Annotated in this window: 18 protein-coding genes; 11 read left to right on the top strand and 7 right to left on the bottom strand. The window is 46.7% G+C overall.

Going from position 1 to position 22583, the window contains the following annotated elements; genetic code table 11:
* From Q369_RS0115875 to Q369_RS0115900, 5 genes are all read left to right on the top strand, one after another.
* A complete protein-coding gene (locus Q369_RS0115875; RefSeq protein ID WP_031528781.1) occupies positions 1-1320 on the top strand; it encodes a DUF3748 domain-containing protein in 1320 nt (439 codons plus the stop codon).
* A gap of 160 nt (positions 1321-1480) precedes the next feature.
* Positions 1481-2686, top strand: coding sequence for a mannonate dehydratase (gene uxuA, locus Q369_RS0115885; protein ID WP_031528782.1), 1206 nt, complete (start codon positions 1481-1483; stop codon positions 2684-2686).
* Between the two features lie 29 nt (positions 2687-2715).
* Positions 2716-3504 carry an SDR family NAD(P)-dependent oxidoreductase gene (locus Q369_RS0115890; RefSeq protein WP_031528783.1) on the top strand — a complete coding sequence of 263 codons (789 nt, stop codon included), beginning with the start codon at positions 2716-2718 and terminating at the stop codon, positions 3502-3504.
* Positions 3505-3636: 132 nt separating this feature from the next.
* Positions 3637-4470: a ThuA domain-containing protein gene (locus Q369_RS0115895; RefSeq protein ID WP_031528784.1), complete on the top strand. Its 834-nt coding sequence runs from the start codon at positions 3637-3639 to the stop codon at positions 4468-4470.
* A gap of 34 nt (positions 4471-4504) precedes the next feature.
* Positions 4505-5941, top strand: a complete 1437-nt coding sequence (locus Q369_RS0115900) for a Gfo/Idh/MocA family protein (RefSeq protein ID WP_031528785.1) — start codon at positions 4505-4507, stop codon at positions 5939-5941.
* 75 nt (positions 5942-6016) lie between these two features.
* On the opposite strand, the gene Q369_RS0115905 is transcribed toward Q369_RS0115900, so the two are convergent.
* Positions 6017-6877, bottom strand: coding sequence for an AraC family transcriptional regulator (locus Q369_RS0115905; protein WP_031528786.1), 861 nt, complete (start codon positions 6875-6877; stop codon positions 6017-6019).
* Between the two features lie 347 nt (positions 6878-7224).
* On the opposite strand from Q369_RS0115905, the gene Q369_RS0115910 reads away from it, so the two are divergent.
* From Q369_RS0115910 to Q369_RS0115925, 4 genes are all read left to right on the top strand, one after another.
* A complete protein-coding gene (locus Q369_RS0115910; RefSeq protein ID WP_229206856.1) occupies positions 7225-7566 on the top strand; it encodes an META domain-containing protein in 342 nt (113 codons plus the stop codon).
* 193 nt (positions 7567-7759) lie between these two features.
* Positions 7760-8584 carry a sugar phosphate isomerase/epimerase family protein gene (locus tag Q369_RS0115915; RefSeq protein WP_031528788.1) on the top strand — a complete coding sequence of 275 codons (825 nt, stop codon included), beginning with the start codon at positions 7760-7762 and terminating at the stop codon, positions 8582-8584.
* A 277-nt stretch (positions 8585-8861) separates the two neighbouring features.
* The gene (locus Q369_RS0115920) at positions 8862-11336 is read left to right on the top strand and encodes a TonB-dependent receptor (protein WP_031528789.1); all 2475 of its coding nucleotides are present in this window, start codon (positions 8862-8864) and stop codon (positions 11334-11336) included.
* A 26-nt stretch (positions 11337-11362) separates the two neighbouring features.
* A complete protein-coding gene (locus Q369_RS0115925) occupies positions 11363-12541 on the top strand; it encodes a PepSY-associated TM helix domain-containing protein (protein ID WP_031528790.1) in 1179 nt (392 codons plus the stop codon).
* A 20-nt stretch (positions 12542-12561) separates the two neighbouring features.
* Here Q369_RS0115925 and Q369_RS0115930 read toward each other — a convergent pair whose 3' ends face one another.
* The 6 genes from Q369_RS0115930 to Q369_RS0115960 all read right to left on the bottom strand — a co-directional run bounded on the left by Q369_RS0115930 (position 12562) and on the right by Q369_RS0115960 (position 21857).
* Positions 12562-13722, bottom strand: a complete 1161-nt coding sequence (locus tag Q369_RS0115930) for an ATP-binding protein (RefSeq protein WP_031528791.1) — start codon at positions 13720-13722, stop codon at positions 12562-12564.
* Between the two features lie 193 nt (positions 13723-13915).
* Positions 13916-14698 carry a DUF1828 domain-containing protein gene (locus Q369_RS0115935; protein ID WP_031528792.1) on the bottom strand — a complete coding sequence of 261 codons (783 nt, stop codon included), beginning with the start codon at positions 14696-14698 and terminating at the stop codon, positions 13916-13918.
* The gene (locus Q369_RS29880; RefSeq protein WP_035333538.1) at positions 14695-14994 is read right to left on the bottom strand and encodes a DUF6978 family protein; all 300 of its coding nucleotides are present in this window, start codon (positions 14992-14994) and stop codon (positions 14695-14697) included. Before Q369_RS29880 ends, Q369_RS0115935 begins: the two co-directional genes overlap by 4 nt.
* 294 nt (positions 14995-15288) lie before the next feature.
* A complete protein-coding gene (locus tag Q369_RS0115950; protein ID WP_031528794.1) occupies positions 15289-16878 on the bottom strand; it encodes a glycoside hydrolase in 1590 nt (529 codons plus the stop codon).
* A 1-nt stretch (position 16879) separates the two neighbouring features.
* The gene (locus Q369_RS0115955) at positions 16880-18034 is read right to left on the bottom strand and encodes an NRAMP family divalent metal transporter (protein WP_031528795.1); all 1155 of its coding nucleotides are present in this window, start codon (positions 18032-18034) and stop codon (positions 16880-16882) included.
* A gap of 79 nt (positions 18035-18113) precedes the next feature.
* Positions 18114-21857, bottom strand: coding sequence for a hydantoinase B/oxoprolinase family protein (locus Q369_RS0115960; protein ID WP_229206857.1), 3744 nt, complete (start codon positions 21855-21857; stop codon positions 18114-18116).
* A 62-nt stretch (positions 21858-21919) separates the two neighbouring features.
* Between Q369_RS0115960 and Q369_RS27770 the strand changes: the two genes are divergently transcribed.
* Complete coding sequence (locus Q369_RS27770) at positions 21920-22273, top strand: HEPN domain-containing protein (RefSeq protein WP_084165757.1); 354 nt, start codon at positions 21920-21922, stop codon at positions 22271-22273.
* Between the two features lie 59 nt (positions 22274-22332).
* Positions 22333-22583 (top strand): transposase (locus Q369_RS0115970; RefSeq protein ID WP_031526922.1); only part of this gene is annotated, 251 nt, incomplete at its 3' end.

Genomic DNA, 22583 nt, shown 5'->3' on the forward strand with positions numbered 1-22583 from the left:
ATGGTCAACTATTTAACTGAAAAGCAGCTTACGTTCGATCTCAGCTACCACCACGATCTGGACAACAACGACAATTTTTCATCAGACGGAAAATGGCTGGTTTACGACACGCGGACAGACGAAGGCGGCATTCCAGAATCTGCCCGGATTGAAAAGGTAAACATTGAAACCGGCGAAGTCAGGACGATTTTTGAAATACCAGATAATGCGAAATGGGGGCCGGGTGCTGGTGCGGTGAGTTATAATCCCGTTGCGAATGAAGTAATATTTATCCACGGATTACCGAATTGTTCCGAAGCCAATCCATATCAGCAGTGGCGCCGCACGGGCGTGATCGTGCGGGATTCTGATCCTGGAAAGCCGGTATTTATGGATGCCCGCAATACAATGTATCCCTTTACCCCTGGTGCATTACGCGGCGGAACACACCGGCACGAATGGAGCGGCGACGGTCAATGGATCGGGTTTACCTACAATGATGCGATCCTGAAAGCCCTTGAAGATACTTCGGGCACCAAACACAACTTGCGGACTATCGGTGTTTCAAAGAACATCGGGGCGGTCCGTGTGCCGGATAGTCCGGGTAATGTGACGGGCGAATGGTTTAGCGTGCTTGTGGTGCGCGTAGTACCGAAGCCGCGGCCTGGCAGTGACGAGATCAACCACGCAGCAAACGACAGCTGGGTTGGCAAAAACGGTTACGCCAAACCGGATGGAAGCCTCCAAATCGCAAGGGCTTTTCTGGGGACTGTGATTGACAGCAAAGGAAATGAGGTACCGGAAGTTTTTGTTGTCGACATACCTGACGATATTACAAAACCGGGAAGCCTGGGGCCGCTGGAAGGCACTGCCACTGACTTTCCAATGCCCCCGGCAGGTACGGTTGAGCGGCGGATTACCTTTACTTCCGATTCAACGTTTCCGGGATGCAGTGGCATTGTCAGATCATCGCCTGACGGATCCAGACTCGCGTTTCTTGCGAAGGATCTAAAAGGCATCACCCAGATTTTCACGATTTCACCTCTCGGCGGAGAAGCTTTACAGGTAACTGATCATGAGTCGGACGTGACAGGAAATGTGCGCTGGCATCCTGGTGGCAGGTATATCGCTTATGTTTGGAAGGAACGCATTATGTTATGTGAGATCGGCAATGCAGCTGTTCCTCAAAGAATAAGAGCTCTAATAGCTCCCTCCGGACAGGCGCCTGCTAATCTGGTCTGGTCACACGATGGGGAAGTCCTGGCTTACAACAGGCTGGTTGCAGATTTAAGTACCGGTAAAAAGACTCAGCAGATTTTCCTGCTAAGAAATATCATTTAGATCTCCTATTGTAGCTCTGATTGAAAAAGCCGCTGAATACATTTCACCGGCTTTTTCAATTTTGTAAGGGAATAGTTCTACTCTTTGCGTCAGGTAGAACATCAGGCTATTACAATGCGATTTGATACATCCATCTCACAATTTTCCCAAAGATTGAATTATGATTCAAACAATGCGCTGGTTTGGGCCGAATGATCCGGTATCGTTGATGGATATCCGACAGGCAGGGTGCAGCGGGATCATTAGTGCGCTGCATCAGGTACCGGTTGGTGAGGTATGGTCAGTAGAAGCGATTGAAGAACGTAAAAGCCTGATTGAGGCTGGGAATGCGCAATTCACCAAGCTGCACTGGCTGGTTGTGGAAAGCCTGCCGGTTCATGAGGATATCAAAAAAGGATTGCCTTCCCGTGAAAGATACATCAGTAACTACAAGGAATCGCTGCGAAATCTGGCAGCCTGCGGGATCAAAACGGTTTGCTACAACTTTATGCCGGTTCTCGATTGGTCGCGCACTAAGCTCGATTATACGCTTCCGGAAGGTCAGAAAACACTGCGGTTTGTCTGGGAGGATTTCGCTCTTTTTGACCTGTATATTTTACAAAGGCCTGGTTCAGAAAACGATTATGAGCCTCAGGTTCAACAATCTGCACTGGCGAAGCTGAATGCAATGTCCGAAGATGAGATCGGCACACTTACTAATACGGTCCTACTAGGTTTGCCCGGCTCGGAAGAGGCTTTTGAGCTGACTGAATTCCAAGGTTTGCTCAATGCCTATGCGCATATCGGTGACAAAGAACTGCGTGAAAACCTATATTATTTTGTCGGTCAAATCGCACCGCTCGCTCAGGAATTCGGCATTAACCTTTGCATTCACCCCGACGATCCGCCAAAATCCCTGCTTGGGTTACCACGCGTAGTCAGTACCGAAGCAGATCTTGCGCAACTGATGCAATCCTGCGAAATTCGGTCAAATGGGATCACTTTCTGTACCGGTTCGCTGGGGGTTCGTGCTGATAACAACCTGCCACAAATGGTAGAAAAGTTTGGCGATCGCATTCATTTTGTGCATTTGAGAACTACCAAACGCGACAGCAACAATCCATTGAATTTTCACGAAGCACCGCATTTAGAGGGCGACGTGGATATGTACGAGGTGGTGAAGGCGCTGGTGAAAGAGGAGCAGCGCAGAAAAGATAATGGTTATACAGACGATCAGCTGCCAATGCGCCCGGACCACGGATTTCAAATGCTGGACGATCTGAATAAGAAAACCTACCCGGGCTATTCTGCAATCGGGAGGTTGAAGGCACTTGCAGAATTACGTGGACTTGAAATGAGTATTTTAAGGTCGCTCCAGCAATTTTAACAGTAATCAACTTTTACATCCGCTCATCTATGCCAGAAGAACTTGCATTAAAATCTGCCCAGGCGATATTCTCGCTGGAAGGAAAACGCGCACTTATAACCGGTGGAGGCAGCGGAATCGGGTTTTACATCGCTCAATGCATGGTAGCTGCGGGTGCCAGCGTCATTTTGACGGGTCGCCGCGAGACGGTTTTACAGGAAGCGGTTGATAAGCTCGGTGCGGAACATGCCTCCTATTTCGTAAACGACATTACCGATCTGAAATCCATTCCTGCACTGATTGAAAACATAGAATCAAATGTGGGTGAAATCGATATCCTGATCAATAACGCGGGCATTAATATGAAAAAGCACGCGGTTGAAGTGACCGATGAGGATTTTGACCGTATTATACAAACCAACCTGCACGCAGTATTCTCGGTGACCCGTGAATGCGGTAAAAGAATGATCGAGCGAAAAAGGGGATCCATTATCATGATCACTTCGATGGCTGCATTATACGGGATCGACCGGGTAGTGGCTTATACTGCTTCCAAGTCGGCGATCGGCGGAATGGTGAAGGCTTTGACAACCGAATTTTCACCTTACAATGTCCGCGTAAACGCAATTGCGCCCGGCTTCATCGAAACGCCAATGATGCTCACTGCGATGAATGGCGACCCTTCGCGCCGGGACAAAGCAATGGACCGAACACCTATGGGTACTTGGGGCAAACCCGACGATATTGGCTGGGCAGCCGTGTTCCTCGCATCCGAAGCGGCGAAGTTCATCACGGGTGTTTCGTTGCCGGTGGATGGAGGGAACTCGATTGGGTTTTGAATGGGCTAACCTTTTTGTCACCCTGAGCGCAGTCGAAGGGAGTGCACGATTCCCTTCGGCTGCGCTCAGGGTGACAAAGGAAAGATATGCTACCATAAAATAACTTGCTTATCACTCTATTACTAACTCACGATGAAGCTATACCCCAAAGTCTTTTCAATAATTCTCATATTCCTGCTAGCATCCTTTGCGGCTCCGACTTTTGCGCAGCAAATCAAATGGAATAAGGTCAAAGTCCTCGTTTACACGCGTAATGGGAAGGGTTATGTGCATGATAACATCGCGGCTTCAGTAGCCGCAATACAGTCTTTGGGTAAGCAGAACGGTTTTGCTGTGGATTCAACTTCTGACGCTTCCAGGTTTACTGATGATAATCTGAAACAGTACGACGTGCTCATTTTCTCCAATACAAACAATGATGTTTTTGATACGGATGCACAACGCGTTGCCTTGATGCGCTACATTCAGTCCGGCGGGAATTTTCTTGGAATTCACTCTGCTTCGGGTACCGAAAGGAAATGGCGCTGGTTTAAGAATATGCTCGGCGGAATGTTCTTCTGGCACGAGCCCGGACAAAGCTTTTCAGTAAAAATCCTGGATCCGAAAAATCCTGCGCTGGCGCATTTACCAGCAACATGGAACCGTGAAAAGGATGAATTCTACTTCGTCAAAGAAATGGCAGTGAACCTCCATGTACTGGCTGTCAATGATCATACTACCATTCAAAAACCAGCCGGAAAGGCGCTTGATACCTTTGGCACTGTGTTCCCTTCCGTTTGGTGGCATGAATACGATGGCGGCCGGGCGGTTTATACTTCCCTGGGCCACGAGAAAACCGACTACGAAAAGGAAGATCTGAGGAAGCATATCTTAGGCGCGATCGAATGGGCTGTTGGTCCGCAAAAAGCAAGAAATTACAGCAAAGCATACGCTACCAGTCCGCAAGATGAAGTGCGCAGTAAGTAAACGAACGAAAAAATCCATCCCAACCTGAAAGGCAATGAAAGACAATCACAAAGAAATTGATCAGAACAGGCGTTCTTTCCTTAAAACGACTGCAAAGGGAACTGCTGGCATTATCGCCGCATCCATGTTCCCGACCATTGTTCCTTCGAGTGTGTTCGGCAAAAACGCGCCCAGCAATAAAATCAACATCGGGCAAATCGGTTTCGGCAGGATCGGATCTTCGCACGATTTGCCGGAAGTAATTAAAAACGAAGCTGCGCACGTGATTGCGGTTGCGGATCTGGATAAAAACCGGCTGGCAAAAGGAAAAGTGTGGATTGAGAAAAAGTATGCCGATCGTACTGGAAAGGAAAATTACCTCGAAGTAAAAACTTATGACGATTACCACGAGCTGCTCGCCAGAAAAGATATCGACGCGGTGATTATCAGTACGCCCGATCACTGGCACGCGCAGCCGGCCATGGAAGCGGCAGTCGCCGGAAAGCACATTTACATGCAAAAACCGACTTCGCTTACGATCAGGGAAGGTCGGCAAATGGCAGATATGATTAAGAAAAAGGGCGTGATATTTCAGCTGGGAAGTCAGCAGCGGTCAGTTTCTCCCTGGCCGCAGTTCAAGCGGACTTGCGAGCTTGTACGGAATGGTCGCATTGGAAAACTGAAAAAGGTATATGTTGGTTTGCCCGGCGATCCGGCGGGAGGAAGTACTTCCGAAATGCCGGTACCTGAAAATCTGAACTATAATATGTGGCTCGGCTCCACGCCCGAAGTATTTTACACGCTGGACCGCGTGCATTCGCAGACCAATATCAACGATCGTCCGGGCTGGCTCCGTTTGGAGCAGTTTGGCGCCGGTATGATCACGGGCTGGGGTTCTCACCACATTGATATTGCGCATTGGGGAATGGATACCGAACTGACCGGACCGGTCGAGGTAGAAGGAAAGGCGACTTTCCCGGCACAAGGATCGGGGCTTTGGGATGTTCACGGTGATTTTCTGGTAAATGCCAAATATGCAAATGGCGTTGAAATGGAAATCGGCGGGACGAATCCGAACGGAGTCAAATTTGAAGGTACTGAGGGTTGGATCTTCGTTTCACGCGGGAATGTAGGCGTAACTGCGTCAGATCCGGGTGCGGCAGCGACTGCGAAAGAAAATAAGGCATTTTACGCCAGCGATCCTAAGATATTAGGCTCAGTCATCCAGGCGAATGAAATCCATTTATACGAAAGTCCGGAGCAGCACCAGAACTGGATCGAGAGCATTCAAAGCGGCAAACAAACGATCAGTCACGCCGAAATCGCGCATCGTTCCTGCTCAGCCTGCCTCATTGCACATACTGCCATGAAGTTGCAGCGTAAGCTGAAATGGGATCCGAAAAAGGAGCAGTTTATTGGAGATAAGGAAGCGAATGCACTGCTTTCCAGACCACAGCGAGCGCCGTTTGGGACTAATTATGTGAAGGGCTAGAAAGGGAGGACGGAAGAAAGGGAGGACGGATTAGTTAAAACAGGCTTGCCATTCTGGGAAGCCTGTTTTTTTTGATCAGTAATTTCCTTTGTATTCTCTGGGAGTGTGGCCGATGTATTTTTTGAAGTTTCGGTTGAAGTTGGATAGGGAGTCGAAGCCGCTGTCGTAGGCGATTTGGGCGATGGTCCATTTGTCTTCTAAAAGCAGCTTGCAAGCGTGGCCAATGCGTATTTCGTTGACAAAATCAATGAAAGTTTTATTCGCTCTCGCTTTGAAATACCTGCAAAATGCGGCTTCCGTCATACCGGCCAGCGAGGCCACATCGCCCAATCTGATCTCCTGAAAAAAGTGCTGCAATACATAATCGTGCACTTTTTGCATGCGCTCTGTTTCGGAAACCTTGTAAGTATTGACGTAACCGTAACTGGAAATCGGGGAGCCGCCGGGCTCGTGCGCGAGCTTGTCGAGCAGGGTCAGCAATCTCAAAATGCTCTTGAAGCCTTCCGTGCTGGTTTGAGCTAAAAGCTCTTCCCGAATGTGGTCGCGTAGTGCGCCTTTGTATTCAATGCCCCGTTTTGAATCAATCAGCAACTGGCGCAGCCCCAGCATTTCGGGCTTTTCCAAAAAGTCCTTTCCCAGAAAATCTTCCTGAAAGTATAGTACTACACCGTGCGTCAGCAAATCAGAGCCTGCTTCGAAGTAGGCCGGGTCGCTGCGCCAGAGATGCGGTACGTCGGGACCCAGGAAAACCGTGTCGCCCGGCCCGAATGTTTGAATGGAATCGCCGATCAGCCGCTTGCCCGTTCCTTCCAAAACAGTGAAAAGCTGATAATGAGGATGAAAGTGCCAGTTTGGATCAAAATGCGGGGCTTTAAGCTCCTGCACGGTAACCGTATGAACCTGACTTTCGATGTTTTTATGAATTGGTGCCTTCACAATGCTGCCTTAATTTTTACATTAATATGAGTAGTAATGCGGATTTAATATCAAAATACAGTAAGTCTTGTTTTTTACTTGATTCACTTCCTTTTATTAACTGGTAAACGATTAGGCTGCTTATTACGTTAATTACTAGGCTGCTTACGCTAAATAGCTGGCATAATTTTTACATTAAACGATTGCCTGAACGAAAGTCTTGCAACTCTTTTCACCGTGAATATGTCCCTTAATAACAATTTTGAAGAATCGTTACCTCTATGAAGAACTTCTTGCCCTTGATGGTATTCGTACTGTCAATCTCTTTACTAACCAGTTGTGGAAAAACGACCACAATCAATAGCAATATGGAATTAACCGGCAAGTGGCAGCTCGAAAGCATTGTGCAGGAAGAGGATACCATCAGAAAGCCGCCACTACAAAAAGGTGCCTTCGAAGTAAGCCTTAACTTCAAGGAAAAAGGCGAATTGGAAGGTACTTCATCTACAAATTACCTGACCGGCTTCTACGAAACCGCACAGCAAAATACAATTCAGCTCGGCGGCGGAGGCACAGAACGTGCTGAGACTTCCTGGGGAAACCTGTTCGTGAATGCGCTGCCAAGTGTGAATATGTACGATCTAAAACCCAACAAGCTGGTCCTTTATTATGACAACAGCAATGCATTGATCTTCACAAGAGCGCAATAGCATACTTATTAACATTTTGCAAAGCAGCCTTGGACTTGATTTAAGGCTGCTTTTTTATGCGCACATTTGACCTTTATTCCTATTTTACCACCGGATTTATCAATAACCGACCAATACTCGTCAAAAGACGGAATACGTTCGGGGCTGGTTTGTCGTAAGATTGTCGTATACATTACCGCAAAAATGGAATTTGATGAAATTTAGCATGAACCTTCTCCTTTGGGGGAATCAAATTGACGAAAGCCTGTTCCCTACCCTGGAATTGATCAAAGAAATTGGATTCGATGGCGTTGAAGTACCTATTTTCAATACAAATCCCGAACATTGGTTTGGCTTTCGAAAGAAGCTCGACGAACTTGGGCTGGAATGCGAAACGGATACGATTTGCGGACCATCGGAAAACCTGATCAGCGCCGACCCGGCAATGCGCCGTCACACGATCGATCACCTGAAAAGTGTACTGGATTGCTCGCTGGTACTCGGCGCGACAAAATTGATGGGACCTTACCATTCTGCATTAGGCGTTTTCACCGGACAACCCGCTACGCAGGACGAGTGGCAATGGGGAATTGAGGGAATTCGGGAAGTAGCCGACTATGCTGAATCACTGGATATTACACTTGGTCTGGAGTATTTAAACCGTTTTGAAATGTACCTGACAAGCTGCGGTGATGAATTGATGCGGTTTGTAAATGAAGTAAACCACCCGAACTGCACAATCATGTTCGACACTTTCCACGCCAATATTGAGGAAAAAAATATCGGCGATACGATCAGGAAAGCGAGCAACAAAATATCATTTATCCAATTGTCAGAAAACGACCGCTCTACGCCCGGCAAGGGAAATGTTGACTGGGAAGGCATTTTTAAATCAATTAAGGACATTAATTACGACGGCTGGCTGAGCATTGAAGCGTTTAGTCCAAAACTGCCGGTAGCAAATATCTGGCGGAAAATGTTTGATTCGGAAGAGCAGCTCATGCGCGACGGACTTTCGTTTATTAAGGCAAACGTATAGTTGCATACGGATACAGGCCTACGGTAGCTTTATTGCCGCGATCCTCAGCTTTGTTCGTTTGCGAGCTGCAAGAACAGTTACATGAATTGGAATTGAAGGCCCTGCAATCGCGGGGCTTTCCTGTTTTATGTACTGTTTCTTAGATTATTAAAAGAGAAAATAATGTTCTGAGTAGATATTTCGGTAAAATTGCGTTTTTTTACCTACCAATTTGTCATTAGTCTAAATAGCATGTTATTTTACGTCACTAACGACATCTTGTTCTACTTCCATATCAATGAAAAACGCTCTACTCATTCTATTGCTGCTTGCGTCTTGTTCAGCATTTGCGCAAACCGGCAGTATCAAAGGAAAAGTAAATACAGAGGCAGGCCAGCCTGTCGAATCGGTCAACATCATTTTGAAAGGCACGGGCAAAGGGACAGTCACCTCCGCTTCGGGCGACTTTGACTTTACCGGTCTCGAAGCGGGTAATTATCAGCTGATCGGCACAGGTATCGGATTTAAAAAAATTGAACGAAACATTGCCCTGAAAAACGGTGAAACTGCCGAGCTGGAATTAGTTGCGCTCGAAGCAGCGGAAGAGTTGCAAACGCTGGAAATTTTGGGCCGACGAGAAACTACTTACAAAAACGACCTCTCTTTTATTGCCAGCAAAACGGCTACTCCGATCAAGGAAGTGCCGCAGGCGATCAGCTACATTACCAAAGAAGTAATGCGCGACCAGGGTACTTTTTTAATGGGCGACGCAGTGAAAAATATGAGCGGTGTCAATCAGTTTACTTTTTATGATGATTTGACGATCCGGGGTTTCCGCATGAATGGAGGTAGTACAACGCAGCTTGTGAATGGTTTGCGCACCTTCTCTGGTTTCTGGAAGCAGCCCCCGGTCAATTACCTTGAAAGAGTGGAAGTGATCAAAGGCGCGGCTTCTGCATTGTACGGAAATACTTCGCCGGGCGGTACGATTAACCGCGTGACCAAAAAGCCGCTTGACACGCCGCAAAAGTCGCTTACATTTACAACTGGCAGCTTCAATACCTTACGCATGCTGGCTGATTTTACCGGCCCGATGAATGAGAAAAAAACGTTGCTATACCGGCTGAATGTAGGTTACAATAATGCACAAAGCTTCCGGAACCTGCAATTTGACAAAAATATCATCGTAGCTCCATCGGTATCCTTCCTGCCCACCAGCAAAACCCGGATTAACTTCGATATGGTTTATAGCCGGTCCAACAGCCGCCTCGATCGTGGGCAGTCAGTGAAAGGAAACGACTTGTATTCGAGCTCGATCAAAACTTCATTGAATGCAGTGAATGATTATTTAAATGAAGAAACATACCTGATCACTACCTCACTCAATCATCAATTTACGCAAAACACATCCTTCAACGTCGCCTACCTGCGTACCGGCTATTCCGAAGATCTGCTCGAACACCGCAGCAGCAATGTGAATGCGATTGACTCGGCGGGACTTCCTATTGAAAACCTGGTAGCCAGACAGGTTTTTGTCCGCAAGACTAAATCGTTTATGGACAATGTATCCCTGTTTTTTAACCATAACTTCAACACGGGAATTGCTGAGCATAAGCTTGTTGCTGGATATGATTACATTCAGTCTTCCACGCCGAAAGGATCGGGACAGCAAACTGCAAACGGTTATTTGCTGAAAGCCGGCGGGGCAGCGGCGTACAATGCCAAGCAGCCGGAAAGATTTGTATTCTATAACTATACCGAGAATGGCGTTACGCGGAGTATTCCAAAACCGAATATCTCGCATTATGATCTGACGCTACAAAACAACAATCTGGAAGACCCGACAAAGTACACTTACAATGTGGTTGCCAACGCGGCCACCACGCCGGTGATGTACCAGTTACACGGTTTGTATTTACAGGAACAGCTGAAAATCAACAGACTGCAAATTCTGCTGGGCTTGCGTTATGATACATATATTGATAAAAAGAACTATACTAAAAACGACGAGACGAATGTAACGCAGCATGCACTGCTGCCACGCATCGGAGCAGTGTATACGTTGACCAAAAACATCAATATTTATGGAACTTACACAAAAGGATACAATCCCCAGGACGCGGTAGTGCAAAGCGATCCGCTTTCAGGCGGACCGTTTGATCCGATCCGCAGCAGTCTGGTTGAAGGCGGATTGAAAACCGAGTGGCTGGATGGAAGAGTGACGGCGAATGCTTCTTACTATCAGATCACACAAAGCAACACCTTGTACTCGGCTAATGCACCTGAAAACCCGAACCTGCAAAAACAGATTGGTGAAGAGAAAGCCAAAGGGTTTGAATTTGATGTCACCGGAAATATCCAGCCAAACTGGAATCTGATCGTTGCTTACAGTTACAACGATGCGAAGATCACCGACGCAGGTTCCCGCGCAGCTGACCAGGCGCTGGTGAACTCGCAAAAACCGAATGCACCTAAAAACCAGGGAAGTATCTGGACAAAGTATACGTTTGTCAATGCAGGTTTAAATGGGCTTGGGCTCGGCCTGGGAAGTAATTATGTGGGCGAGCGGAATTTGTCGATCAACAATAAGCAAACCGTACCTGCTTACACGCTTTTGAATGCAGCTATTTATTACAAGATCGACAGATTTCAATTCCAGGTTAACCTGAACAATGTGACTAACAAAACATACTGGGTAGGTGGTTATGATTACCTGCGTCTCTTCCCGGGATCGCCGCGTAACTTCCTGGCTACCATATCTTACACGTTCTAATGTGATCTATTTTATCTGATTTGACTGTGAAAAAAGCTTTCAAGAAAATTGCTTCACAACTGCATTTATGGCTGGGGATTATCTCCGGCCTTGTGGTTTTTGTTGTGGCCCTCACAGGCTGCATTCTTGTTTTTGAGGACGAGCTTGAACCGGTTCTGTATCCTGATTTTCACGTCGTCGAAGCTAATACAGGCGAGCGAAAGCTGCCTTTGGATCATTTAGAAAGCATTATTAAGTACAAATTCCCTGAGAAGAAAATCCAGTGGATTACCATTGAGCCCGAAGCTGACCGGACCATTATCTTCAATCTCAAGACGAAAGAAAAAGAAGGATTAGCTGCAGCGATTGACCCGTACACCGGTCGCATAACAGCAGTCCGTGACGAGCATGAGGCATTTTTCAGCGTCGTTTTGCGGCTGCACAGGTACCTCTGTCTGGAAGAAACCGGCAAAGCGATTACGGGAGTCGCGTGCGTGATGTTCCTGATAGTTATGATCACTGGCTTGGTTCTCTGGTGGCCAAACCGCAAAAACCAGAAGCAGCGTTTCCGCGTTAAATGGGACGCTAAGTTCAAACGGCTCAACTGGGACCTGCACGCCGTTTTCGGCTTTTATGTATTGCCTTTCGTATTTCTGATTGCAGCAACCGGGCTGGTGTGGAGTTATAAATGGGTGAACAACCTGATTTACCTCACATTCGACGGCAAGCCCCCGGTAATCCGCGAAGCTCCTGTAAACAGATCAGTATCGGATATTCATGATAATGGTGTGCTGGAAAAGATACTCGCGGAAACCAATACCCTCCTGCCCAATCCCGGCCGGATCCTTTTTACAATGCCAAAAACAGATAGCCTGTCTATTTCCATTTCCAAAGCCGACGACTACGCAGCTGTCAGTAACATTGTGAGCTTTCTTTATTTCGATAAAAACAACGGAAACCTCATTTCCAAAAGACTTTACGACAACGAAACCCGCGGCATGAAAGTGCGCCGGCTGGTATACCCGATCCATACCGGGAACATCTGGGGCTTACCCAGTAAAATCGTCGCCTTCCTAGTCGCATTCATCGCAGCGAGCTTGCCGGTCACCGGGGTAGTAATCTGGCTGGGGAAGAAGAGAAAGAGTAAGAAGAAGTTGGGGAAGATGAAGGTTGCGGGAGGAAATGTGAGGGTGGAAGCGATTCGGAAGCTAGTTACTGTTGAGTAGCGGGTTGTAGTTTAACTATTTCAAATATCCCTCTTGACCATCTCAAACCAATTTATTACACTTATCCCATTAGACCGATTCTCTTCTTGATTGCCTGCGTAAACGATATATCCCTTTTGTTCGCCGCTGAGTTTATTCCAATAGATAAGGCTTTTAAAAAACTCGCCATTGATCGTTTTACCGGCTTTTATTTCGAGAGGCAACAGCGAAATCCCATTGTCAACTACAATATCGACCTCGTTGCCAGTCTTATCTCGCCAATAATAAAGGTTTATCGGTTTGCCTGCATTGGTGCGCTTTTTCAAAAGCTCTGTTACCACCAAACTTTCAAACAAACTTCCTCTTAACGGATGGAGGCTCAATTGCTCGGCAGTAGTTATCCCAAGCAGTGAACATACCAGCCCCGTGTCATAGAAATAGATCTTAGGACGCTTAATAAGGGTTTTATTGAAGTTTTTATAATGCGGTCTAAGGAGGTGAATGATAAAACTACTCTCCAAGATGCCAATCCAGGATTGTACCGTTTTGGTATCCACACCGGTATCGACCGCCAGCGAAGTAAGATTCAATTCCTGCCCCGTTCTCCCTGCAAGAAGCCGGATAAACCGCTCAAATACGATTAAATCAGTTATATTTTTGATCTGGCGAACATCACGATCAATGTACGTCCGCAGATAATTGGGAAACCAATCCTGTGGCGGGATGCCCGGATTGTATATTGGCGGATATAATCCTTTTACAATTAGTTCATTTTCATCAGGGGCTAATTTCTGTGCTCCAAACACTTCTTCCGTACTGAATGGAAGCAAATTTAAAGTAGCAACGCGCCCGGCAAGTGTTTGCGAAATGTTTTGTTGAAGCAGAAAATTATTTGAACCGGTCAGAATGAATCGGCCGGGTTCAGGTGAATCATCAAGCATTTCCTGCAAAAAAGAAAACAGCTCTGGAACCCGCTGAACTTCATCAAAAATTGCTCCCCGCTCGTATTTCGCTAAAAATCCACGAGGATCTTCTAATGCAAACCGTCTCGTATCAGGATTTTCCAGTGACAAATAAGTTTTGCCTGGAAATAAGCTCCGGACCAATGTGGTTTTCCCTGACTGCCTGGGTCCAGTCACAGCAACTGACCTAAAATAGCTGGCCAGTTGTAGTATTTTCGAGGCTGCAAATCGGTCTATCATAATCAAATATAGTCAAACTCGGAAAAATATGGAATCAGATTCCATATTTTTCCGAGTTTGACCTAACTAATTGATCTTTAAACCAAACACTAACTGCATAAACCGCCCGTAACTGTATTTGGAGGGATACCTCTCAGGCGTTAAGTATAAGCTGGCGACAATCTTTTACTTGATAGCAGCAAAATCTACCAGATTAAGCTACAAACTTCAAAAGGTTGTCACGTTGAAGCCGTTCACTCCAAACAATTACTTCGGCGTTCTTTGACTTCAATGCTTCGAGGAATTCGCCTCTCACAAGTTTGTCTTCGTCGTTAATTACTGCGATTGCGGTTACATTTTTCTTGCTGACTTTTTCTCTGATTGGCTTTATATCATCCCAACTAAAAAGGAAGCTACTTAAAGTTTGTTTATTAATTGTATTAAAAGACTTTATGACAATCTCGTTGTCCCTTCCAGCAATTTGAAAGTCGAACATGAATTCTAATCCTGTGGATCCTTTGGAGATAAAATCGGGAGTGTAAATGATATTTTGGGCATCCAAAAAAGTTCGTACATCTTCCTTGAAAATTGAAGTTACGTTTGGTTTCGAAAGCATATACAGATCATTCAACTCCATTATTGCAGACAGGAAGTTGTGTTTCTTTTGCGCGAAGTTTTGTTCTGTTGTTTCGGTAGTCAGTTCATCATTATGTAAATGAATCCCATAGTTAAGTAAAATTCTTTCAGCAAGGTTTCTTCTCTCACCAACTCTATTAACAGCAGCTCCGACCAACTCAAGATTCTGAAAAGTATCCCCATTGTCCGAAAGCAATATTTTTTGTCCTACTTTCTGAGCGTACATTTCGATGGTATCATTGAAAAGGCCAATGAACGGAGTTTGTATTGCGACCCATTCTGTTCGTTCATCTGGAATCACTACTGTTTTACTCTTTAGCCAGCCGTAATAATCGTTTATCAGTGTGTTTGCCCGAGTCATAGTAATAGCGAATTTTGAATGGTAATCGGAGTTACAACATTGATCTTACTGGCGAATGCAAAAACGGCTGCGGCGAAATCAATACTATTTTCTACTTGAGTAACAGGAAAATTGTCCGCGTTTATCGGAATTGCCCAGGCCAGATCTTTACATCCTTCCACATAGATGTGCATATGAGGTTCATTTTGAAAAAAGTATCCAACGTACGGTTTTACATGCTCAGGAACAAGGTCTGTGAGAGTTTCAGGGTTCTTATGTCCGCCTTTATAATCTACTCTGAGTAACCCTTCTCTCAAATTATTCTCCTAATGATGCAAAGATATTTTGAAGGATATTTTTTTGTTAGATGTAATGTCAAACAAGAATTCGTACTCCGGTTCATCCTGATTTGTTAAAATAAGACGGCTTTTTTCCTCGTGGAGGTTTATAGTGACAGCTCCATCCTTCAAATTCTTGGGTAGACGTAATAGTTTAGTTGCTAATTCCTTTGAAAACATAAGTCTCAATAGATAGATTGATAGTCATTATTCTAGATGTTGAGATTTTGGTTTTATATCGATATCGAGTCGCTCATCCGCAATTTAGCAAGATTATCTCATTACCGGTTTTTTCTCCAAAACCACCGTCACCAACCCCCGCCCTGGCAGCTGCACTCCATTCTTCCAATCCTTCCCGTTTCCAAACCTCATGTTGACCCCTGTGTCCCCAGTAGTAGTGTAACTCTCAAACCCCTTCTTCAACTTAAAGCCACTCAAATCCAACTCCAAATCACGCGCGTTCTCAGTATAGTTGATCGCTACCAGAACAACCTTCTTCTCACTCGAATAAGCGGTTACCATTACATCCTGCGCGATTTGGGCTGGGGTGAGGTTATCATTGCGTGCTATTTCGTGGCGCTGCATGCCTGGGCGGACGAAGCGGCTATAATGGCCTAGTGCCCAGAGGTTCTTGGTCGCGGCAACTGTTCCGTTGGTGTATTCTTTGTCGGCAGGGTTTAATGCGATGACGTAGTAGCGGGTGTCGAAATCGGCGCTGCCGGGTTCCCAGCTGTTCCAGAGCTGCCAGGCGGCGGCGTTGCCGTAAACGAGATCGTCGTGGATCACTTTGGAAAGGAACAATGCACAGTCAATAGCCGGGATTTTGCCTTTCTTTCCTTCTTTATAACCATCGGCCAGCATGGAATATTCAGTTTGCCAGAAGGTTACATCGTATTTGCGCGTGGTGTCGGCTACGTGCTGCCGGATCGCAATCCGGGCACTGTCGCCTTTGTCGGTGAAGTAGCTGTGGCCGCCGATGAGTTTGGGTAAATGCCTTAAATCTGTGAGTTGCGTTGGATCTGCCGGATTGAAAAAAGCCTGGATCTGCCTGGTTGCGTGACCTTTTCTACCATAAAGAAAATCCAGCTGCGCTGCTTCCGTGATCAGAATTTTGGAGGCCAAGTTATTTTTGGTCAACGCGTTATCAAGTTCTTTGGTAACTCTCGCTATATCCTCGTTTGTCCAGGGAGTACCTTCCTGCTTGGCAGGTGACCCGACGGGGTGCGACCAGTCCCATTGCGGCTCATTGACCGGACTGATGTAATTGAAATGCAAACCTTCCTCATCGAAATGCTTCAAAACAGTAGCCAGGAATGTGGCGTAAGCTTCGTATTTGTCGGATTTTAAATTATTGACGTAATCTTTTTCCGTTTTATAGCCGCGGCCGTTTTTGGTAAATTGTACAGGCGGCGTGTTCGAGAATGCGATCAGGTTTTCTACACCGTATTCCTTCGCCTTTTTTGTAAACCATAAGTAGCCGGCTTGCTTGGTCCAGTCGTAGGTACCGTCGGGATTCAGGAAACTTTCTACGCGTTTACGGAAATCGCTTATTCCGCTGCTGTCGCCCTGCTCTGCGGTACCGCCACCGATATTGAAGCGCCAGGCTGATAATCCTATCCCTTTCGGATTCCCGCTATTGTCCATTTCTTTGCTAAAAAGCCACTCAGCCATTTGCTCTCGCTTTTCTGCGGGCCAGTTTTTACCAACACCTTCTGAAAACCAGGCTCCGGCAGCACCAAAATTGTCAATCCGCTGCGCCGTCTTATTTGCATCAATTTTGATAACAAGTGGTTTCGGAGTTTGTGAAAAAACAGGTGCATGGAGCAGTGAAATCGAGACAGCAAAAATTAGTTTTCGGAACATTTCAAAAAAGTTTAAAACCCATTGCCAACAGCACAATTACAGCGAACCAGCCGGCAATTTGAAGAAAAAGAGAATGCTTATAAGTACCTACCAGCCGCGCTTTGCGACTTGCTACCAACAAAATCGACAATGCAACCGGCAGCACAAATCCATTCAGCGTCCCTACGAAAATCAGGACTTTGACTGGCCTGCCTACGATGAGAAATACGATTGTCGAAATGAGAATAAACAGGATCGTCAGCCGCGTGTGGTACTTTTCAAAAGCCGGGTGAAACGAGCGCACAAAGGAAACCGAAGTGTAAGCCGCGCCTACAACCGAGGTGATCGCCGCGCACCAGATCATCAACCCGAACAATTGTCTCCCGAAACTGCCCGCCGCAGCTGCAAAAACAGAGGCCGTCGGGTTGTCAGGATTGATACTCGCGCCCGACAAGACAATACCCAAAGTTGCCAAAAACAGCAGGTACCGGATCACCGCAGTCACCAGAATGCCCGTGGACGCGCTTCGGTTCACAAGCGGCAGATCTTTTTCGCCCCGTAAGCCCGCGTCGAGCAGCCGGTGCGCGCCGGCGAAGGAAATGTAGCCGCCAACAGTGCCGCCTACGAGCGTCAGCGTGGAAATCGAGTCGAATTGGGTGGGGATAAAAGTGTGAGAAACGGCTTCGTCAAATGGCGGGTTCGAGGTAAAAGCCACGTAAATGATCAGCAAAATCATTACAAAACCGAGCATCTTGGCAAAGGTATCCATTGCTTTTCCGGCTTCTTTGAACAGAAAAATCCCGATCGCAATCGCCGCGCTGACTGTCGTACCCACTTCAACCGGAATGCCCGTCATTGCTTCAATCCCGAGTCCCGCGCCGGCTACATTGCCGATGTTAAAAGCCAGTCCGCCGACGACGATCAGCAGCGCGAGCAGGTAGCCCAGGCCAGGAAAAAGCTCATTGGCAAGATCCTGTGCACGTTTACCGGATACGGTGACAATTTGCCAGATGTTGTATTGAACACAAAGATCTATGATGACTGAAAGCAGGATTACGAAGCCGAAACTGCTGGTGAGCTGCTGGGTAAAAACAGTAGTCTGCGTCAGAAAGCCCGGTCCAACGGCGGAAGTGGCCATTAAGAATGCAGCGCCCAGGAGTTTGTTTTTGTTTTTCATGTTTTGGTTTTTTTCATGCCACGAAGGCACGAATGGACACTAAAAGCATTCGTTAACATTCGTGTCTTCGCGGCATTAATTAAATTCCAAACGCCCCACCGCCAGGTGTTTCAATAATCAAAATATCCTCTTCTTGAACCTCCAAACTGCATATACCTGGCAATTCCGTAATCTTACTCTCAGAAATCAAGGTATGCTTGCCGCACAATCCAGCCGCGCCGCCTTTCAATCCATAAGGTGCCTGCTTTCTATGCTGGCCAAGCAATGTAACCCGCAATGGTTCCAGGAACTGGATTTTGCGGATAATACCATCGCCACCGGCAAACCGGCCTTTGCCCCCCGAACCTTTCCGGATCCCGAATTCAAGCAGGCGCACAGGATACTTCCGTTCGAGCTGCTCGGGGTCGGTAATGCGCGTGTTGGTCATGTGCTGGTGCACAGCCGACCGACCTTGAAAACCATCTCCCGCGCCGGTACCGCCGCCGATCGTTTCGTAATAACCAAACTTTTCATTCCCAAATAGAAAGTTGTTCATCGTACCCTGGCTGCACGCCGCTAAGCCAAAAGCTTTCAGCAAAGTATCCACCAGTCGCTGACTTACCTCGGTATTGCCGCCCACCACCGCCGGACATGCAAACGGATCATCTGAAAATTGCGGATGCAGAAAACTATTATCCGGCAGCTTCATTTCCACCTCCTGCATTAAACCGTCGTTTAATGGAATTTCCTTTCCGACCAGTAATCTCAAAACATACAAAATCGCACTATACAAAATCGAAATGTTCGCATTCAGGTTATTCGGATGCACATTAGATGTGCCGGTAAAATCAAAAAGCTGCTTGCCGGGCTGAATGGAAATGCGGACCTGGATCTGATGCCCGTCGTCGAGGAATTCCGTTGCTTCAAACTCCCGACCAACCAGCGGCCCCATCGCATTTTGCAGTTGTAGTGCCGCAGTTTGTTTGAGCATTCGCATATATTTTTTCACTTCGGGCAAGCCGTGGGTGTTGACCAAGTTCAAAAGCTGCTCGCTACCTTTGCGGAGTGCGGAAAGTGCGGCGATGATATCGGCTTCATTGGAGAGAAAAGAGCGGGTAGGATAGGGACTCTCGCAGAATAATTTCCAGGTCGCTGCCCACTGATAATCACCGGATTTAACCAGGTACTGTGGTAAAATCACGACGCCTTCCTCGGCCAGACAAGTTGCGTCCGGCGGCATGGAGCCCGGCGTTTTTCCGCCTACTTCCGCGTGGTGCGCCCGGTTGATCACGTAGCCGATGCATTCATTGTCATTTGTAAAAACCCCCGAAATCAATGTAATATCAGGCAAATGCGAGCCGCCGTAACGCGGATGATTGGTGATCACCACATCGCCAGGACCAATCTTGATTGCATTTAAAACCAGCCTGCCGCAAATGCCCATACTGCCCAAATGCACGGGAATATGCTGCGCATTTACCAACAACTCACCTTCGGCATCGAGCAGCGCGCAGGAAAAATCGAGCCGCTCTTTTACATTCACCGAAAACGCAGTCCGTTGCAGTTGAACGCCCATTTCCTCTGCAATAGCCTTGAAGCGGTTTGTGAAAAGTTGCAGCGCCACTTCCTCGTTATGTTGCGTTTTGTTCAAGGTTTGACTCTCCTGTTTGAAGATAATCGCATCCTTATTTTCCTGGACTACAAGTTGCCAGCCAGCCGGAATGTAGGAGGTTGAAGTGTTGTTGAGCAAAATGGCAGGACCTTCAATTACGTCCCCGGTACTGAGCAAGTCCCATTCAAAAATCTCAACGCTTTTATTTGGGTCGAAATAAGGTATAAGTTCTTTGGTAGCAGCTGCTCTTTCGCCTTCTTTTCTAACAGGTTTTGGGTCGAAATGCTGCGCAGCCTCCTGGATTTTGAGCTTGACACTTTCCAGCTCCACGATCATATTTTCGGGATAATAACCGAATTGCGCGCGGTAAGCTGCTTCAAAGTCGAGAATGGTCTGGTCGCCGGAGTAAGGGATTTCGATTACATTCTCCTGACCAGAAAACCGGAGATAACAATTGAAAAAAGCCTCCTCAGCGTCGTTTATCCCCTGGAATTGCAAAATCTGTTTACCAATAACCAGCAGCTCTTCCCGGACCTGACTGATGTGCGGCCGGGCTTCATCCCATGCTTGCAGAATTTGTCTCGGTACAATCGTGCTCACCAGCGCCTCGCCCATTCCCACCGCACTGAAAAGTCCGGCGTCGTAGGGTATAACCACTGTGTTGATGTTCAGTAAATCGGCTAATTGACAGCTGTGTAACCCACCCGCGCCGCCAAAAGTGATCAATGCAAAATCAGCCGGACTAATCCCCTTTTCAACCGAGATCTTGCGGATCGCATCTGCCATTTTCTCGTTGGCAATGCTTTCCAGTCCGGTCAGTATTTCAAGTGAATGCAGGCTGTTACCTGTTTTTTTATGAATGGAATTTTGCAGTTTTTCCAATGCAACAATCGCAGCCCCGGGATTGATCGGAATACCAAATCTGGCGATATCCAGCTTGCCGAGCAGCAGATTTACGTCCGTAATCGTCAGCGGACCGCCTGCTCCGTAGCAAGCTGGTCCCGGCGATGCGCCTGCACTTTCGGGTCCTACTTGTAAGGAAAATCCGTCAAACCAGCAAACAGAGCCTCCGCCCGCGGCTACGGTTTCAATGGCCAGCGTAGGATTATGGAATTCAATTTTGTCGATTTCGGTGATGTATTTCAGCTCAGGTTGTCCGTCGATCAGCGCGGTATCCGTGCTCGTGCCGCCCATATCGAATGTGATTGCTTTTACATAGCCGAATTTCAGAGCCAGGTTTGCAGCCGCGATCATTCCCCCTGCCGGCCCGCTCAGCAGACTATCTTTTGCATTAAAACCGCTTACCTCGGCCAGGCTCCCCGTGCTGGTCATCACTTTCAAGTTTCCCTGCTGCAATGCGGCTTTGATATTGGACAGGTACTGATCCAGGATCGGGTCCAGATATGCATTCACAACCGCAGTTTGCGTCCGGCGGAGGTAGTGTGAAAATGGGAAAAGCGCCGATGAAGCTGAAATGTACTTGATACCCAAATTCCTGAGCGAGTCTGTAATTTCGATTTCGTGTGTATTGTTTTTGTAAGAATGTAGAAGAGACACAGCAACTGACTTGTAATCAGTAGGTAGGCTCTGGTTTACTAAATCGAGTTTCTGTAAAATATTCCCTTCAGAATCCATTCTTTCATCTATTTCCAGCACTTCCGAATAGAGTAATTTCGGCTCTGGTATATCGAGCTGGAAAAGCGAAGGTCGCTGCTGATTTCCGATGTAAAGCAGGTCTTTAAAGCCTTTTGTGACGAGCAGCAGGGTTTTAGCGCCTTTTCTTTCGAGCAATGCATTGGTGCCTTTTGTCGTGCCGAGCCGCATTTCAATGGGCGGCAATTCCGTTCCGATCGGGGTTTGTGTCAGAAGCCTGGCAGCGAGGATCGGCGCTTCTTCGTTGGTCGTAATTTCAAAGTCGGTGTTTTGTTCAAATGGCAGATCATCTTGCAGTGTTAAAATGCCTTTTGAATAGTCAATTGCCAGGATTGTCGTACTGATCTCACTTCCCAAAAACCGGAAGATATATCCATTCAGCAGCGTTTCCGAAAACTTCCAGTTTGCTTCAAACAAAAAAGTAAAGGGCGCGGCCTTATCAGTGATTTTTCCCCTCAAACAACTCGAACTCAAAACCTTGATCCGGCTTTTATTTCCCGCAGGATCAATCGCCAGACAATCCGTAAAAGTCCCGCCGGTATCGATCCAGATTTTCCAGTAGCTAATTGAAGTATTCAAGTGGATAAAGCAAAGTTGATGGTGTTTTAAGATGCATTTAAGTTGGGAGAAAAACTATAGGTATGGGGGAAAATATTGATTATGAGAAAGTGTCGGCATACTGGCTTCAAACATCTGATGACGATTTTGTTACGATGGAAAACATGTTTAAAACAAGAGACTATCATTGGGCGTTGTTTATTGGTCATATTGTAATTGAGAAATTGTTGAAAGGGTGCGTAGTAAGAGAGACAGGCAAATACGCGCCATTCACCCACGATCTGACAAGATTGTGCAAATTGAGCAACATCGAATTTTCTAAGGAGCAGTTGGATTGGATGGATACAATTACGACATTTAATATAGATGCACGGTACGACGATTATAAGCTGCTGTTCTATCAAAATGTACAGCCGAGTTTGCTAATGAATGGGTAGACATATAATACTCCCAAAAATCTGGACAGCTACTTAAATTTCTATTTTAGTAGTTGACTATGAAAAAGGAACGCAGAAAATTCAGCGCAAGCTTCAAAGCCAAAGTGGCCATTGAAGCTATCAAAGAGGTTCAGACCGTCCAGGAACTAGCCTCCAAGTATGAGATTCATCCAACGCAGATAGCGGCCTGGAAGCGGGAGTTTCTGGAAAAGGCGGAGCTCGTGTTCAGCAAAGAGGTACCGACGGCTGGGAATGACACTGAAAATACAAAGGAGAAAGAATTGTATTCCAAGATCGGAGAACTTCAGGT

The organism is Dyadobacter crusticola DSM 16708 (genome assembly GCF_000701505.1).
In the GTDB taxonomy this organism is placed as follows: Bacteria; Bacteroidota; Bacteroidia; order Cytophagales; family Spirosomataceae; genus Dyadobacter; species Dyadobacter crusticola.